This is a genomic window from Undibacterium sp. (assembly GCF_030683615.1).
Lineage (GTDB): Bacteria > Pseudomonadota > Gammaproteobacteria > Burkholderiales > Burkholderiaceae_D > Undibacterium > Undibacterium umbellatum.
In genome coordinates this window covers 22,682-39,146 of the sequence record NZ_JAUXQE010000003.1, presented here as the reverse complement: position 1 = coordinate 39,146, position 16,465 = coordinate 22,682, and the positions used below count along the sequence as shown (strand labels likewise).

Below are 16,465 nucleotides of genomic sequence, written 5' to 3'. Positions count from 1 at the left end.
GCGCTTCGGATAATGCGGTTCAATGATTGCGCAGAGTTCCTTCCACGGCACTATCTTGTGCATCGTGTCGAGAAAAACGTCACGTCGTGTCGGTTTGCGATGTTGTTCGAAGCTCGCATTCTGATCTTCTGCCATCGCCAGTGTCTGTTGTTTCATGGAAGTCAAACGTCTTGTTCGGTTGTCAGTCTTTAACGCTTGAGAATAGAATCCGTTTACTTAATCAGCGTAGCCTTAATCCAACTGAAGCGGGAGCAGCGGTACCGTACAACGGCGTCAATCCTAGTCCGAGCAGCAGTATCCTGCAAGGGGAGTGGGCAACCAGTAATGTCCTGGCCACACAAACAAAAATGGCATTCTGGTATCCGGTAGGTGGTAACCAGGTGTCAAATCACATCCTCAACAAACGAATTACCATCGGCCTGCCCAATATGCCGCATGTGATCGAGTATCTGACGCAATTTACCATCCCTGGTAATGAATCGCATTCTTTCGGCGTATTTGAGGCTCTGACAGGGTATATGCCACCAGAGTTTTCCAAGTTTTATACATTTGACGTCAGAAACAATGCCGTCATGGAGGCCCCATTAAGTGACGGGCCTGGTGAGCAAAATCTGCCTGTCATTTTTTCTACGCCAGACGGTGGATGGGCAATGGGGATTTATTCGCCAGAAGCGCCACAAGCCACATTCGCAGGCTTAGGCTATGGTCGGTTCAGATTTCCAGATACGGTGAAATGGAATAATGTATTTCGCATTTACAATCCGTCTGGCACCTATCACTTCAGGTCTTACGTCATCGTTGGATCATTGGAAAACGTCAAGGTTTCAATGAAACAATTATATAACTATGTGCATTGATAAATTGCCCGCGCACTCCTCCGCTTGATCCAGCCGTTGCGTCATTACGTCATTGCGCAGCGCGTTTTAAAATACGCGCTGCGCAATGGTGATTGACAAGAGTGCGATTGGCATGCGTGCGATTACGCCATACTATTCGCTCCTACGGACCTGCACTTTGCATTCACGGAATGTGGGTAATTTAGGCCGGCCTTATATACCAAATATCTTTAGCTCACACTGCCGTTTTTCTTCCTCTACTTTTAATTTTTCACAGCTGCGAAGACGTGGTTTTAATTCTGCCAGTTCGGCATATTTTTCGTTTCTCTCTAATGCCATACATTTCTTTAAGTTGTGCACATAAATATAAGTGGTATTGACATCAGGATTTTCAAAAACTTCGGTCGTTATTTTTGGCATGACACGCAAAGTCAACGGGTCATTCTGCAATCCATCTTTGACGAGAACGGTGACATTTTCCAGTGACATGCCCTTGTTTCTGGCAACGGCAATATTGGATGCAGACTGTGCGACATTTTCGCAGAGAGGCACTCGCTTCAATGGATCCCATGCAGACCGTGGGTTTCTTTCGAGGTAGTTGGTAATATAGCGCGTATCTGCATTTTGGCCTTTGTAATGCGAACAGGCATCGACAATTGCAGCTTGAGTTGCGCCACGCTTGATGGTCTGATCTGCATAAATAAGTTCATAGATTTTGCCAACAACCGTGATGTATTCAGACAGCAAGTTTGCTGGAATTTTAAGATGACGATTCATTGATGCTTTGACCATGTTGAATGCAATCTCCTTCGGCATTGCAGAATCACGTCCGTCTACTGCGAAGTCTGCATACATATCCAGGTTTGAACAAACCTTCAAGGTTTCTTCATTGACAGGAGGTTGAATGCTTTGGTCTGCTGCCTTTACTGAAAAGCAAAATCCCATGCTCAGGATGAAAAAGAGGGTCAATATTTTATTTTGCATTATTTGAATACCAGGTTCAGAAAGAGACAAGAAGGTGCAAGAGCCAAGTAGGGACAGGCTTTATATTATAGCAACTTCACAATGAGAAAATGTATGAATGTGATCGTCATAATCGGCTCACTGTCGAAAATCGCACCGAAGCAAATGCTGGAATTTAGTCATTTCAGATCAATGATCTTTAAATGTTTGCTTAAGAAAGCTGACAGAGTCTTTCGCTTAACCCAGCGAGCAAAATAAATTGATCGCTGGATTATGCCTGCCCCGACAATGTACAGGCCCTGCAATGATGATGCGTCTCGTGCCTCAGGCAATTTCGCTGTCAATCAGCTTACTCCAATAAGCAGCTAATTTTTTATACCCTGTCAGATTAGGATGAATCTCATTTTCCCAATCATTGGATTCGCCTTTACTGCCAGGTTCAGCAGGTGTCAGTAAATTTTTGGTATCAACGGCAACCACACGGTTGCCAGGTATTTTGGCAAGCTCTTCAATGACACTGAACATTTCATTGATTAAGAGTTTTTTGATGCTCCCCCATAACTCAGGAGGGATCTTATGTTTTTTTAGCGATACGGCCAACCAGCCATTTGGTGCAACAATTGGTATGCCAGCCATTCGGGGAGTGGCGTAAGCATATGAGTGCGCCAGGATAGGTATGCCTGCATAATTTTTGTTTCTGGTTTCAATCAGCTTTTGATAGTGACCAAGCATGCGAAACTTGAATACTTCCAGCCCTTGTGGACATATATAGGCCTCTGGCAATTGTCTTTGTGGAGCAGGCACTTCTGATGTATTGAGTAATATCCTGTGCGACCTGTCCAGTTTTTGATCGGCAGCGGCCAATGCGATCAAATCATTGCCACCACCAGACACGAGGATGCCGCGATAGGGAATTCCATTTTTCAAGAGCAATTCCCTGAACAGTGCCCGGTTCTGCAATTCATTGACCATGTTCTTTAATTCTTGTCCCGAACGGGCAAATCCGACTATTGTGTATTCTTTTTTCAAATCCAGTTGATACAGGATATTGCTCGTGTCCCAAGGCGGAAGTGACCCCACATCAAACCAGGAATCTCCAATTGCCAGCAGTGGCAATCCTGAGATTTTTTCAGCTTCAATTTCTTTGGTAATCGAGTAAATGAGATGTGGACGCATGAAATTTTCCCTTAATAAATTCGTCGAATCAGATTGAGGTGTAATGCATTGAATTGATTGGAACTTGACGTGACCATGCATAGCTACTGATCAGTGACAACTTCCCTTGCAGAAATTTCCCGCTATTGACGTTTGGCGCGGCATTAACTTTTCCGTTGCTATAGCATCCTTTGCCCGCCTATCCCGCACTTGCGCCTGATGATTGCAACTTGATTCCAAACTGCGTGAGACAGTTGAAATACTACATTGTTATTTGCTTAAATAATTATAAGTTCAACTAGTTTTTTTTATAATCATCTACCATTGCAACAATGTGCTTGTTATTCATGCCGGGCAGAAATTCTTTACCTTATCTGGGGATACAGGACAGCTTCTACTCCAACGATTTTCCTTATGCAATCTGGGAAAAAAACTTTGGAATTGCATCCTTAGATTGCAACAATGGGAATGATGTGGATAACGGCAAGATAACATTAAGTTAAGACTGGATTTGCAGAAACCCCCGTAATATGCTTTAATTTGCAACCTGGTTGCAAATTCCTGAGGTTTAAAATTCACTCCACGCTGTTATCCATACTGTTTGCTACCACAATTGCTGGTGTCTTGAGCATCACTGCGGCTGCCATTTTTTCGTTTTCGTTGCTCTCCAAAGTGGTAGAGCGCATGGTGAGCTTGTCGGTGGGCATCATGTTGTCCACTTCTTTGCTGCATGCCTTGCCAGAGGCTTTTGAATCAGGGGCTGACGCGCGCACGCTGTTTGCCTGCCTGCTGGGTGGCTTGCTGGCTTTCTTTTTGCTGGAAAAATTCGCCATCCTGCGCCACTCGCATCACCATGAGGGGGATGGTCACGAACATGAACATGGTCATGATGCGCATGAGGCGGGCAAGGCGGGCTGGATGATACTGGTGGGCGATGGCCTGCATAATTTCACTGATGGCATATTGATCGCAGCGGCGTTTTTGGCCAACCCCAAACTGGGCCTGGTGACTGGCCTGGCCATCATCGCTCATGAAATCCCGCAAGAAATAGGTGATTTCATTGTCTTGCTGAATGCCGGTTTTAGCCGCATGCGTGCTTATATGTACAACCTGATCTGCAGCATGATGGGTGTGGTTGGTGGCGTGATTGGCTATTACACGCTGGAAAGCGCCAGCGGCATGATCCCGTATGTGCTGGTGTTTGCGTCTTCCGGGTTTATCTATATTGCGGTCAGCGATTTGATGCCGCAGATGCAGAGACGGGCGACGTTGAAAGAAACGATACCGCAGATTATTCTGGTGTCACTGGGGGTGGTGCTGGTGTTGTTTGTCACCAGGCATCATTAGTCATTTTAGAATTTGCTTGTACTCGTTGGTTGGGCCGGGCCCAACCAACGAAATGCAATCCCCGTCTGTTAATTCAACGCTCCACCGGCCTGGATGCATCTGCACACCACTCACTCCACGATCCTGGATACAAAGCCGCTCCGTGCAGGCCGGCTACTTCCAGCGCCAGAAGGTTATGGCAGGCGGTAACGCCTGAGCCACATTGCATGATGGCATTGCTGACATCACCCACAACAGCAGACCACTCTTGCAGTAACTGATCGGCAGCTTTGAAGCGGCCATCGGCTTTCAGGTTGTCTTTGAAGAAGCGGTTTTTAGCTCCGGGGATATGGCCGCCGACTGGATCGATGGTTTCATTCTCGCCACGGAAGCGGTCAGCAGCGCGGGCATCAACCAGGGGTTTGGCAGCACTGCTGATATTGCCCAACACCTGGATGACATCAACTGTGTGCACCAGTGAATCACGCTCTGCAAAGCCGCCATTGCGTGCAGCGGGCACTTCTGTGGTCACCTGCTGCTCTGCTGCCAGCCAGGCTGGCAAGCCGCCATCAAGCACTGCCACGGCCCTGTGGCCCACCCAGCGCAACATCCACCAGAGGCGTGCGGCAAACATGCCGCCATGAGCATCGTAGACGATGACCTGGCTATCGTTATTGACACCCAGGGCTTGCAGGGTGGCGATGAAGTCGGCTTTTTCAGGCAGGGGATGGCGGCCACGGAAGACGCCATCTGGCCCGACTTTGGCAGCCGACAGGCGCTGGTCCAGATGGACGAATTGCGCACCAGGGATATGGCCCAGGTCATAGGCTGCCTGGCCGGCATTGGCATCCATCAAGTCATGACGACAATCCAGCACGACCCAGTTCTGGTCGTTGATATGTGTGGCCAACTCTGTTGCACTGATCAATGTTGTATACATCCTGGTCTCCTGAAAAAAGATGATGATTATTCTGAACTGATGGCGTCGCCAGGTATCGGCTTGCGATTGGCTTTGGCATTATAGAAGGTCGCAAGCAGGCCGCTACATAAAATCACGGCTATACCTAGCCAGCTTAACCAGGCCAGGCTTTCTTTCCAGATCAGCACATCCCAGACACTGGAAAACACAATACCCACATATTGCAGGTTGGCTGTGACCAGGGTATTACCCAATCGATAAGCGCGCGTCATCGCCATTTGGGCGACAGCAGCCGTCACGCCTATTGCCAGCAAGAGCATGATGCCCCTGCTATCGAGGTGATGCCAGGTAACATCGCCCGCTGCTGCATAGACTGATTTGCCGATCAGCGCACCAAATAACCCGGCCACGGCGCAGGTAAGGGAAAAATAAAACACCACGCGGTATTCAGGCTCGCCCAGCAAACCCATTTGCCTGACTTGCATATACGCCCAGGCTGCCAGCATGCCGGAGACCAGGGCAATAACGCCGCCCATGATCTGGTCAGCATGTATGCTGGGCCGTAGCAGCAGGACCACGCCGACAAAACCCATGAGGATGGCAGCGACAGGTTGCCATGCAAGGCCACGCTGCTTGCTCCACCATGCACTGATCAGCAAGATGGCGGCGATCCAGATGGGGGACATATAGTTCAGTGTCACCGCCATCGCCAAGGGTAATTTGCCGATGGCATAAAACCATAGCCACAGGGCCAGTACACCTACTGCACCACGCATCAGATGATGGTAAGGCATGCGAGTCTTTAAAGTGCCACCCTGTAACTTGACCAGCAAGGCGATCATCAGCATGCCTATGGCGCCGCGATAGGCCACGATTTCTGATGTTGAATAATCTGCTGATGCCAGCTTGACGCAGACACCCATGATGGAAAACAGAAAGCTGGCAACCAGCATCCATAAAGACTGCATAACAACGAAACTCCAAAAGATAAGGGAGGCACGAGCCTCCCTTAACATCTTACATTACACTGCGATTTTTCTTCGGTACCATTCATGGAAGTGCTGCATGCCATCTTCCATGGGGGATTGATAGGGGCCGACTTCATTGACGCCACGGTCAAACAAAATCTTGCGCCCGGCATCCATGCGCTGACCGATTTCATCATCCTCGACACAGGTTTCCATGTAGGCAGCACGTTCGGCCTCGATGAATTCGCGTTCGAACAAGACGATTTCTTCAGGATAATAAAACTCGACCACATTGCGGGTCTTGCCGGTAGCAGTTGGCCACAGGGTCGATACCACCAGCACATGCGGATACCATTCAACCATGATGTTGGGATACAGGGTCAGCCAGATCGCGCCGTACTTGGGTGCTTCACCATTGCGGAACTTGAGCACCTGTTCTTGCCAGCGCTGGTAAGTGGGCGAGCCAGACTTTTGCAAGCCCTTGTGCACGCCCACGGTTTGCACGCTGTAGTCTTCGCCGAATTCCCATTTCAGGTCGTCGCAAGAGACAAAGCTGCCCAGGCCAGGATGGAAGGGCTCGACATGATAATCTTCCAGATAGACTTCAATAAAAGTCTTCCAGTTGTAATCACATTCATGCACTTCGACATGGTCGAGCATATAGTCAGTGAAATCCAGGTCCTGGGTAACACTGAGTTTGGACATGCGTTCCATGACGTTGTAGCCGTTTTGCTCGAACAGCAGGCCATTCCAGTTTTGCAGCGGTGTACGCTGCAAATTCAGGCAAGGCGTGTCGGCAAAATGCGGCGCACCTATGAGCTCACCTTTGAGGTCATAGGTCCAGCGATGCAGCGGGCAGACAATATTATTGGTATTGCCACGTCCATTGAACATCAATGCCTGACGGTGACGACAGACATTCGACATCAGTTCTATGCCCTGCGCGCTACGCACCAGCATGCGGCCTTCGTTTTCGGCAGCAAGCGTGGCAAAGTCGCCGACATTGGGCACCATGAGTTCATGGCCGACATAACGCGGACCAGAATGGAATAAATCTTTGATTTCGCGCTGTAACAGCGTTTCATCAAAATACACGTAAACCGGAAGTTGCGCGTCAGAACGCGCGAGTGTAGACAAAGAAGCCAGATCGGACATCCCCACCCCCCAAATTAATTTGCACCAACCTAAGAGAGAAAGAATCCACAAAAACCTGTTCCGTAAGGATTTTCAATCCCAACGAAAATTCAAACGATCAAACGACTTGAAGAGGAAATTTTGGACAGAACCGGGGATTATACCTGAACTTTAAAAAAATGGCCTGAAATACCAATAAAATGATATAAACCATCAGAAAACCTAAGGCGTGTTGACATATCTTGCCTGCAACTCACTTTGCAAACGACGCAATGACAAAGCCGATTCATCTGCAATACGGCGGCGCAATAGCAGGAAATTCAAAATCTTCAGTGCCAGGTTGGGCAACTCATATTGCAGATGCCGCTCAAACAGGGTGCCACCGTTTGCAGTGGCTGAGAAATGATAGCTGACAGTCAGGCTTGCACCATTATCGACTGCTGCCTGGCCAGTCCAGCGCTGGACGTTGGCGCACTCGGTTACGGTCCAGACCAGGTGCCCGGTGCGGCCGCCAGCGCGCACATCTTCTTCAAAGCTGGTGCCGGCGCTGGCGATACCGGCATTATTGGTGTAGATCTTCAATGAAGATGGATGCCAGTCCGGCCAGTGGCTGGGTGCGCAGGCATAATCAAATGCTTGCTGGACTGGGACTTGTATTTCTATGGCATTGTAGATATGTGTGCTCATGGCGTGCTCTGGCCTCCGTTTTTTAAATCAATCTAACTTCTATCCAGGGCGGCGCGAGTATAAGCTTCAACATTGTCGAGTAGCTTTTCAGTAGCGGCGACGGCTGCATCGGCATCACCGCTGGCAATCGCTTCAGCCAGGTCGGCATGGGTCATGGCGGTGACATGCAGGATGTCTTCAAACTGTGACTGTATCTTCCAGAAGCGGCGTGACAAGGCATGCATGCGATGCAAGGCCGAGACCAGGAATTCATTGCCCGCGACTTCAAACACCAGTTGGTTAAAGGCACTATCTGTTTCACAGAGGATGAATTCATCGGCCTTGCTGGCAGCCTCGCGAAAACCATTTGCGAGGACGCGAAACTGGGTGCGCTCGTCCTTGCTGGCTTTGCGGGTGGCAATGCGTATCAAGCTGCCTTCCATCGCCCGCCTGGCTTCTATCAGGCGCATCTGGCATTGGAGGTCAACTTCACTGACAATCATGCCGCGCCTTGGCAAGACCTTGACCAGCCATTCCTGCGCCAGTCTTTGCAATGCTTCACGCACTGGTGTGCGACCAAGGTCGAGGTATTCGCAGAGTTCGCTTTCAGTAATTGCCTGGCCGGGTTTGAGGTCCAGCGAGACGATGCGCAGTTCCAGCAAACGGTAAGCGCGCGCTGCCTGCGATTCATTCTTGATGAGAGGGAAGAGCTTGCTGAATTCTGTTTTATCCATGATCTGTTGATGTATGCGATCCTTGTTTTTTCATGGCTGCTGCAAGACTGTCACGCTGACAGGTTCCAGCGGTGCTTGCACATGCGGCACTGGTGCGTCCATGCCCAGTTCCTGATAACGCCTTGCCACTTCAGGTTTCAGGTGTTGCGAGCTATAGCCATTAAAGAGCGTGCCCACCAAGCTGCGCTGCAAGTCCGAGGTGCCTAACAGCCAGTCGGCAAAGGGGAAAGTGAGGTTCATATTGTATTCGGTCATCAGCGCCTGGGTGTGGTGCACCATGTGATTGCGGCGCATCGTATTCACCAGCGGCAGATGCCTGACCAATGCACTTTCATCGACATGGCAAAGAAAGTGCATGGCCTCATACCAGAGGTAAAAAGCGATAGCCGTGGCAAACACAATATGGCCGAGATTGCGCCCTGCCAGTAAGGCGCACAGCAAACCCAGCAAGACGCTTTGGATAGCGATCATGACAAAGGCATAGGCCGGGAAAAAGACGATACGATATTCACGCGTGCTGGCCACCCGCATTTCTTCATGAGTGAAGTAATGATGATGCTCTTTGGTATGGCGATGCCAGATCAGTTGTGACAAGCGGTTCTTGCCGCGTTTGTGCAAGCGGTTTTTATGCACATACCATTCATTGACATTTGCATACAGCAAGGTGGCTGGCACACCCAGCCAGGCCCAGCCCGCCCCTTGCACCTGGGTCAGGGCAAGGATGATGAGGCTAATGCCAAGCCCGAATACAAACAGGCCATGCAGGACTCCGTGGTAATAAGGGCTGATGCCCGCCTGATACTGACTGCGGAATATGCGCTGCTTGTCATCCATTTCTCACTCCCGGAAAATCCAGATAAATGTAGAACAACTGATATATCACAGGCTAATCATACACATTTTCTGGAAATTGCACAGGCATTTTGCCGGACTGTTTTTTTCTTAGCTTCACGGTTTGGTCAACCAGCAAGCCCCGCGCGCGACTGTCGCAACGCTAGCTTGGAATGAGCAAATCAGACGCAAATCGGAGGGGAATTTGCGGAAAACACATGGACGAGCAGCACAAGAAACTTTGTTGCGAAGAGCCTACAATTTATTCACTGTCAAAAACCGCGCCTGCACTTTAGTGAATTTCATCTAAAACTATATCTTTTCCAGGCTTATGCCTGCATCTACAGAGGGAATATAAATGATTTAACAATTTTCAGCGCGGCTGCCTGCGCTGAAAAATATCCACATTTTTCATTTTCCCCCTCTTTTTATGTTGCATAGCAACTTGCTAATCAAGCGCGGGAAACCTAGCCTGAGCTTGCCATATCAAGACCCGCTCACAGAAGCAGGCACATAGGCACCGCTGCGTTTCATTTCAACGATAACAATGAAAGAGACAAAATGAAAAAACACATGGTGAAGAAAGTAATGATGCTAGTCATGTCCCTGATGGTGTTACCAGCACCGTCATGGGCTGCAGGTTATACGGAGACAAAATATCCTATCGTGCTGGTGCACGGCCTGTTCGGGTTCGACAAGATTGGCCCGGTAGATTACTGGTATGGAATTCCCTCAGCCTTGCGCAGCGATGGTGCCAAGGTCTATGTCACCCAGGTATCGGCTGCCAACAGCAGTGAAGTCAGGGGTGAACAATTGCTGAGCCAGGTCAAGCAAATCCTGGCTGTCACTGGCGCTGCCAAAGTCAACCTGATAGGGCATAGCCATGGTGGCCCCACCATACGCTATGTGGCTTCCGTCAGGCCTGATCTGGTGGCGTCGGTCACATCGGTAGGAGGTGTAAATCGGGGTTCCAAGGTCGCGGACGTGCTGCTGGGGGTTGCTCCGGCAGGTTCGATACCCAATGCAGTGCTGGTCTCCATCACCAATGGCCTGGGACAAATCATCAGCTTCCTGTCAGGTAGTCCGACTATTCCACAAAACTCACTGGCCGCAGTCAACTCACTGAGCACGGCAGGCACACTGAAGTTCAACGCCAAATACCCAGAAGGCGTACCAACCTCAGCATGTGGTGAAGGTGCCTACACGGCACGTGGCGTGGCTTACTATTCCTGGAGTGGTGCCAAGCCTTACACCAACATACTGGACATACTGGACCCCGCCCTGGCCCTGACTTCACTGGCATTTGGTGGTGAAAAAAATGACGGACTGGTGGCCAGTTGCGCCACTCATCTGGGCAAGGTGATACGTGACGACTATGCGATGAACCATGTAGATGAAGTGAACCAGACCATAGGCCTGGTCAACATTTTTGAAACCAATCCGGTCACGCTGTATCGCCAGCACGCCAACCGCCTGAAAAATCAGGGTTTATAAATCTGCGTTCAAATACTGTTGTTAAAGTGCGGACTTTCATTACATTTTCATGACAAGAAGTAGTAAGCTGATGATGCAAGGCAAGTCCGCAAAATAACAGGAAGTACATCTGAAAAAGGAGCGGGAGTCTATGAGAACAGCCAATCTGGCATTTTCCAGCGCGACGGCCCTGGTCGTCGCGGTTTTTTTTATTTTCACTTCCCTGAAATCCGAAGACCAGCGCGAACCCATCAAATTGCGCAAGGCAGACCATAGCTTTGATTTCGTGCGCTCATTTGAAGGCACTACCCAGGATGGCAATCTCAGCCACGATGGTGGCAGCGAATTGCAAGTCAGCGCTGAATTGCGTCTGCTATTCGATTATTATCTTACCGCCACCGGCGAAAAGAAATTGCCTGAGATACGCGCAGAAATTGAAAGAGTGCTCGATCAAAAACTCAGCGCCAATGCCGCCCTGCAAGCGAAAAATTTGCTGGGGCGCTATATCCAGTACAAACAGGCACTGGTCAGCGTCGAGGCCAATGCACAAAACATCAGTGCGGGAAGAACCAGCATGGCCACAGCCGCCCGCCAGCGCTGGTCTGCCATGCAGCAAACCCGTCAGCGTTTTTTCAGTGAAAAAGAAAACCAGGCCATGTTTGGTTTTGATGACGCCTATGACATGGACGCCCTCAACCGCATGGATGTCGCCGAAAACGCCAGCCTCAATCCCGAGCAAAAACAGGCGCAACTGCAAGCCCTGGACGATGCCTTGCCCGTGGAACTCAGAGAAGAAAAGAACGCGCCCTATCAGGTCATCCGCCTGGAAGAACAAGCCAGCAAGCTGCGCGCCAATGGTGCCAGCGATGCCGACATCTATAATATGCGCGCCACCGCAACCTCAGCAGAAGCAGCCACCAGGCTGGCCGAAGTCGACCGAGAAGAAGCCATCTGGAAAGCCCGCATACAACAATACCAGGAACAAAAAAACAAGCTGAACACCGAAATGGCCTTCCACAGCGAAACAGAAAAACAGGCTGCTCTGGACCAGGTACGCAAGCAGTATTTCAATGTGGATGAGCAGCGCAGGTTGCCGGCGTATGAGTGAGCTTAAAAGGCAAATGCCCTGATATTCCATCTCCGGCAAGGGGACGGAATATCAGGGTTAGTACATAATGTCATGCTGCTTGAGATTCACGTCAGTCAGAAAATATGATAGCTACACATGCTGATCAAACAGCAAAGGATTGCCATCAGGATCAACCACCATGAAATGCGCAGGTCCTGAGCCTGCTTCATCTGTCTGCTCTGCCAGCTGCACTCCTTGCTGCATCAACTGCTTTTGCAGATCACGCACATCAGTAAAATTTTCCAGCTTGTTGGCATTGCTGTCCCAGCCCGGATTAAAGGTCAGCATATTCTTTTCAAACATGCCCTGAAACAAACCGATGACATGCTCACCATTTTTGAGTATCAGCCAGTTTTGCTTGGCATCACCAGCAAATATGCTGAAGCCAAATTTTTCATAAAAAGCTAAGGAAGCTGCCAGGTCCTTGACGGCCAGACTGATGGAAAAATTACCGAGTTGCATGCTCTCTCCCTGAGGTGAAAAGACGATCCAAACGCAGACCTGATTGCTTTGCCAGGCAAAGCAGAGTCCTTCAGGCATCAGCATACTTCTCCAATATTTTTTCGTCATCTGGGGATGCAGAAATGTGTAGTAATACTGTATGCAATAATTCCACCGTGGGATGTCTCGCATGCATTTTGGCGAACTCAAACACTTCTTCCAATGTGTAATTTTCGAACCAGGAAGTAGGTAAGAAACTGTCCTCTGGATAAACCCCGAAGTCATATTTCTCCATATGACACCAATCCACGACATCATCCCACAGTGCGCACTCCCTCCCCCAGGCAATCATATACAGGCATCCCGTATCCACCAGCCAGCGGCTGATCGTCGAACGCCATTCAGGGGTGACATCGGTCTCTATCATGACGATAGCGGTGTAAGGATAAAATGCCGAAATGTCAGCAGGGTCAGCACCTGGCTTGAGGTGTAGATAAACGGGCCTATTTTTCATGGCAGAAGATGCGCTCAACAGGCGGGCTTTGAAGACCAGCGCGGCGCTGCTTTGCCCATATTGTCTATGTCTAAAGTCGCTTTCCCCTTGATGGTATCGGCACAACTGAGATCCGCTTCCAGCAAATTCTCATTGCGCCAGACTGGATCAACAAATTGTGCCATCACCATGACTGGTTCATGCTTCACCGGGGTGCTGAGGATGCCAGCGTAGCCTTGCCACAATTTTTTTCCGTAGAGTTTGTAGACTGTCCAGTCTTCACCATCAAGACCGCTCTGCTGTTCGATCGCAAGAAATTTCTTCCCTTTTGGTGACATCAATATCGTATGACCAGCCTTGAAAGTTTTGCCGTCACTATGGCGCAAGATGATGCCACCGAATAATGAATCGACGTTGTGGCCAATCAGATGTACCTTTAATGCTGCATGATAGCCACAGTAAAACCAGTGTGTGCCTGCCAGCGCTTCATGTGGTGGTTTGTCGACAAACTGTTTCCTGCCTTTGGCATGCTTCACTTCCAGCGTGTGTTCATCAAGCCTGCGTACTTTTGCTGGATTTTTCTGCATCAGTTCATACTCGACTTCAGGGTAAAGCATGGCTTTGTGGCAGCTCAATCGCTGGTTTGCTGCATGGGAATCGCTTACCCATAATGCAGCGATAAGAAGGAGAAAGAATTTCATATTGAAAAAGTAAAATACAAAGCTGCTGTGTCGCCCTGCGTTCAGATAAGTAGATAGCCCTTAGAGGGTACTTTAAGACAGGTATTGAAGAGATGTTGAGTTTGCCATGTTGAGTAGTTACTAACAAGGCAATGCACGCTGGGGCAGCAGATATTTTTAGTCTGAGGGGGCTATGTTAAGGTGAAAATCACACCAGCCCCAGCTCTTCCTCAGCCTCTTGTTCATCTGGGTTTTTTTCCAGAACTTCCATGAGGGCGCGGTCGACGACTTTGTCGAGCTGGAGTATCTTCGCGCGTTTTTCGCGGAAGGTTTGTTCAAGTTCTTCCGCAGTGACCTGGAAAGTTTTTTCCTTGTCACCCGTGGTGAAGATGTACAGGCTGCGCATGGGGCTGACCCAGGCGAGTTTGACTTTGTTGGTGCCACCGGTTTTCTTGGTGAATTCCAGCCAGACGCCGCGTTCCAGTTCAGTGACGGTGTCTACATGTTCATCTGGCGGTGGCGGCGGTTCGGCTTCTGCCTTGCTTTCGGCCTCGGCCCGTTTTGCCAGACGGCGTTCGGCCGCTTGTTGTGCGACTTCGACAGCGATTTCGATCTGGCGTTCTGGTGACAGGTCCAGCGGTGCACGAACGATAGAGGCATGGCATTCTGCCAGGTCGGCAAAGAATTGCACGCGGTCGGCATCTTCCCACTTGATCAGGCTCAGCCATTTATTGAGGCGGGCCAGAATGGCGGGCAAGCGATTCAATAATTCCTGACGCTGCTGCAGGGTGAGCTTGGGCTGTACACTCCAGATCAGGTCATCCATGGTCTTGATGGCATCTTCTACAGCGTAAGGCTTTTCTTCCTTGACGCTATAGGCCAGGGTCAGGACCTTGGTCCAGCGGCTTTCGAGGAAGGTTTCGACAAAAGCAACAACTTCGCCAGTGCCCACGCGCAAAGACACTTCATGGGTGGCGGCAATGCTGGCCTGTTTGACTTTTTCTTTTTTCAGCGCCGTCTTGATCGGTGCCTGCAAGGCTTCAGCGGCTTCTTTTTCTTCTTTCTGTATGAAAGATTCGAGGTCGTCGACGACTTCATCGAAGAGGGCGATCTCCTGGTCAAACTCTTGCTGCACGCGATGCACATTGCGTTGCATGGTCTGGAACAGCGGGTCTTGCTGACCTTTTTTCTGGTCCCAGGCAAGGCTGTAACGCGACAGCAATTCAATCATGCGGCGGGCCGGATGATTTTCCTGGAAAAAGAATTCCTTGTCCATCAAGGCAGCCTTGAGGACAGGGATTTGCAAGACAGAGATCAGTTCCTTGATCTGGGTAGGAATAGCCTGATTGCGGAAAACACTGTCAAACACTTGTGACAGCAAATCCAGGGTATTTTTTTCTATGCCGTTATTGGCCAGCTCAGGCATTTGTTCGCGCATTTGCGACAAGCGCAACACGTCTTGCGCACCAGCCATCATTTGCTGCAACTTGACACTCTTTTGCAAACCCGCCAACTTTTGGAACAATTCTGTCCGGGCGATCGTTTGGGGCTCGCCTGCCTGGGCAAAGCCAGAATAAGGGGTACTGGAAGCAGCAGCGTCTTGTCCAGCTCCCATGCCCCCCATAGAGCCGCCAGCACTGGCGTGTCCAGGATGGCCGCCAAAGCCACCGGCACCACCTTGCCCGCCGCCATATCCGCCTGCCTGTCCACCACCTGCAAACTGTCCACCCGCGTCATTCGGCGCATCAGGCTGGGCATTGCCAGACAAGAGGTTCCTCAGCTTTTGGGCGACATCAGGCACGGCATCCTTGCGCTTGTCAGAACTGCGGCTGCGGCGTATGCGGAATGATTCATGCAAATCAGGCAGTATGCCTTTGGCAATCAGCGCTTCATTGAGCGCATTCAAAATCGGTTCGAGATCAAACAGGATGTCTGCACGCAGGAGTGGCAAGACCAGCTCATGGGTATTGACATCAGGATCATATTCACACCATGCTGAATATATCGTGTGCAGGAAAATCTCTGGACGGAATGGATTTTGCGCAATGCTCAGTGCTTCGTGATCCATCAGATGGGCGAAACGCATATTCAGCGCGGCATACTGCTCGGCGCTGTCTAGTTCAAGCGTGCGACCAGCGCGGCTCAGGGCCAGCTTCTGGTCCATTTCTTCGTAAGTAACCAGAGTCAATGCGGCGTCAGGATTATTGGCGACAGCTTTGACGCCTTGCAACAGAGCGTCTATTTCCTTGCGGAAAGCTGCTTCAAATGCTGCAGAGGCGAGGTAGTAGAAGGCATAGCCATTCTTTTTCAACAATTGCCCGGCACCAAAGCTCAGGCTTGCTTCACGCGCATCCATGCTTTGCTCGGACAGTGCCAGGAAGGCATTCGCGAGACGGGCAGAGAAAGCATCAATTTGCGATGCCACCAAATGATTCGCCAGCGGGATCAGACCACGCAAGACCGCATCACGAGACTGCATGGCAGTACCGCTGGGCTTGGCTTGGTTGATGGGCGTAGACATGGTGGCAATAAAATCAGTTATTTTGCTATTACAACAATTTCAACATAGAACGGGCAGAAATTTTTGCCTGAGGCATTATTTCCAGTTTTTTATTCAGACTGCAGACTGCATACCTAACTTGGCTCCAGAGTTGCATACAATTAAGACAAACTCATTACACAAAGCAATTATTTCAGTTTCTTACAGATTATTGAGA

At 49.9% G+C, this 16,465-nt stretch carries 17 protein-coding genes and 1 pseudogene; 4 read left to right on the top strand and 14 right to left on the bottom strand.

What is annotated here, in order from left to right; genetic code table 11:
• Nucleotides 1–156 (bottom strand): annotated as a pseudogene (locus Q8K39_RS00935) (IS5/IS1182 family transposase); the annotation flags it as partial.
• 14 nt (nucleotides 157–170) lie between these two features.
• Here Q8K39_RS00935 and Q8K39_RS00930 point away from each other — a divergent pair.
• The gene (locus tag Q8K39_RS00930) at nucleotides 171–857 is read left to right on the top strand and encodes a hypothetical protein (RefSeq protein ID WP_305257920.1); all 687 of its coding nucleotides are present in this window, start codon (nucleotides 171–173) and stop codon (nucleotides 855–857) included.
• Nucleotides 858–1,049: 192 nt separating this feature from the next.
• Here the strand turns inward: Q8K39_RS00930 and Q8K39_RS00925 are convergent, their stop codons facing one another.
• The 3 genes from Q8K39_RS00925 to Q8K39_RS00915 form a co-directional block, all read right to left on the bottom strand.
• The gene (locus Q8K39_RS00925) at nucleotides 1,050–1,820 is read right to left on the bottom strand and encodes a hypothetical protein (RefSeq protein ID WP_305257919.1); all 771 of its coding nucleotides are present in this window, start codon (nucleotides 1,818–1,820) and stop codon (nucleotides 1,050–1,052) included.
• Between the two features lie 303 nt (nucleotides 1,821–2,123).
• Nucleotides 2,124–2,975, bottom strand: coding sequence for a hypothetical protein (locus Q8K39_RS00920; protein ID WP_186956987.1), 852 nt, complete (start codon nucleotides 2,973–2,975; stop codon nucleotides 2,124–2,126).
• A gap of 554 nt (nucleotides 2,976–3,529) precedes the next feature.
• On the bottom strand, nucleotides 3,530–3,664 hold the full coding sequence (locus Q8K39_RS00915; RefSeq protein ID WP_305257923.1) for a hypothetical protein: 135 nt from the start codon (nucleotides 3,662–3,664) through the stop codon (nucleotides 3,530–3,532).
• Between Q8K39_RS00915 and Q8K39_RS00910 the strand changes: the two genes are divergently transcribed.
• Complete coding sequence (locus Q8K39_RS00910; RefSeq protein WP_305257922.1) at nucleotides 3,600–4,301, top strand: ZIP family metal transporter; 702 nt, start codon at nucleotides 3,600–3,602, stop codon at nucleotides 4,299–4,301. The two genes, Q8K39_RS00915 and Q8K39_RS00910, sit on opposite strands and share 65 nt — an antisense overlap.
• Before the next feature lie 73 nt (nucleotides 4,302–4,374).
• On the opposite strand, the gene Q8K39_RS00905 is transcribed toward Q8K39_RS00910, so the two are convergent.
• From Q8K39_RS00905 to Q8K39_RS00880, 6 genes are all read right to left on the bottom strand, one after another.
• A complete protein-coding gene (locus Q8K39_RS00905) occupies nucleotides 4,375–5,220 on the bottom strand; it encodes a sulfurtransferase (protein ID WP_305257918.1) in 846 nt (281 codons plus the stop codon).
• 26 nt (nucleotides 5,221–5,246) lie between these two features.
• The gene (locus Q8K39_RS00900; protein WP_305257917.1) at nucleotides 5,247–6,167 is read right to left on the bottom strand and encodes a DMT family transporter; all 921 of its coding nucleotides are present in this window, start codon (nucleotides 6,165–6,167) and stop codon (nucleotides 5,247–5,249) included.
• Nucleotides 6,168–6,221: 54 nt separating this feature from the next.
• The gene (locus Q8K39_RS00895) at nucleotides 6,222–7,322 is read right to left on the bottom strand and encodes an aromatic ring-hydroxylating dioxygenase subunit alpha (RefSeq protein WP_305257916.1); all 1,101 of its coding nucleotides are present in this window, start codon (nucleotides 7,320–7,322) and stop codon (nucleotides 6,222–6,224) included.
• A gap of 201 nt (nucleotides 7,323–7,523) precedes the next feature.
• Nucleotides 7,524–7,988, bottom strand: a complete 465-nt coding sequence (locus Q8K39_RS00890) for an SRPBCC family protein (RefSeq protein WP_305257915.1) — start codon at nucleotides 7,986–7,988, stop codon at nucleotides 7,524–7,526.
• 32 nt (nucleotides 7,989–8,020) lie between these two features.
• Nucleotides 8,021–8,701 (bottom strand): GntR family transcriptional regulator, encoded by a 681-nt coding sequence (locus tag Q8K39_RS00885; RefSeq protein WP_305257914.1) that lies wholly within the window; start codon nucleotides 8,699–8,701, stop codon nucleotides 8,021–8,023.
• Between the two features lie 30 nt (nucleotides 8,702–8,731).
• Complete coding sequence (locus Q8K39_RS00880) at nucleotides 8,732–9,535, bottom strand: fatty acid hydroxylase family protein (RefSeq protein WP_305257913.1); 804 nt, start codon at nucleotides 9,533–9,535, stop codon at nucleotides 8,732–8,734.
• Between the two features lie 558 nt (nucleotides 9,536–10,093).
• Here Q8K39_RS00880 and Q8K39_RS00875 point away from each other — a divergent pair.
• Nucleotides 10,094–11,026, top strand: coding sequence for a triacylglycerol lipase (locus Q8K39_RS00875; protein ID WP_305257912.1), 933 nt, complete (start codon nucleotides 10,094–10,096; stop codon nucleotides 11,024–11,026).
• Nucleotides 11,027–11,156: 130 nt separating this feature from the next.
• Nucleotides 11,157–12,113, top strand: coding sequence for a lipase secretion chaperone (locus Q8K39_RS00870; protein WP_305257911.1), 957 nt, complete (start codon nucleotides 11,157–11,159; stop codon nucleotides 12,111–12,113).
• A 111-nt stretch (nucleotides 12,114–12,224) separates the two neighbouring features.
• On the opposite strand, the gene Q8K39_RS00865 is transcribed toward Q8K39_RS00870, so the two are convergent.
• The 4 genes from Q8K39_RS00865 to Q8K39_RS00850 all read right to left on the bottom strand — a co-directional run bounded on the left by Q8K39_RS00865 (nucleotide 12,225) and on the right by Q8K39_RS00850 (nucleotide 16,269).
• Nucleotides 12,225–12,596: a VOC family protein gene (locus Q8K39_RS00865; protein ID WP_305257910.1), complete on the bottom strand. Its 372-nt coding sequence runs from the start codon at nucleotides 12,594–12,596 to the stop codon at nucleotides 12,225–12,227.
• A 70-nt stretch (nucleotides 12,597–12,666) separates the two neighbouring features.
• Nucleotides 12,667–13,089, bottom strand: a complete 423-nt coding sequence (locus tag Q8K39_RS00860) for a hypothetical protein (RefSeq protein WP_305257909.1) — start codon at nucleotides 13,087–13,089, stop codon at nucleotides 12,667–12,669.
• 14 nt (nucleotides 13,090–13,103) lie between these two features.
• On the bottom strand, nucleotides 13,104–13,703 hold the full coding sequence (locus tag Q8K39_RS00855; RefSeq protein ID WP_305257908.1) for a hypothetical protein: 600 nt from the start codon (nucleotides 13,701–13,703) through the stop codon (nucleotides 13,104–13,106).
• A 253-nt stretch (nucleotides 13,704–13,956) separates the two neighbouring features.
• On the bottom strand, nucleotides 13,957–16,269 hold the full coding sequence (locus tag Q8K39_RS00850) for a DUF1631 family protein (RefSeq protein ID WP_305257907.1): 2,313 nt from the start codon (nucleotides 16,267–16,269) through the stop codon (nucleotides 13,957–13,959).
• Nucleotides 16,270–16,465: the final 196 nt, after the last annotated feature.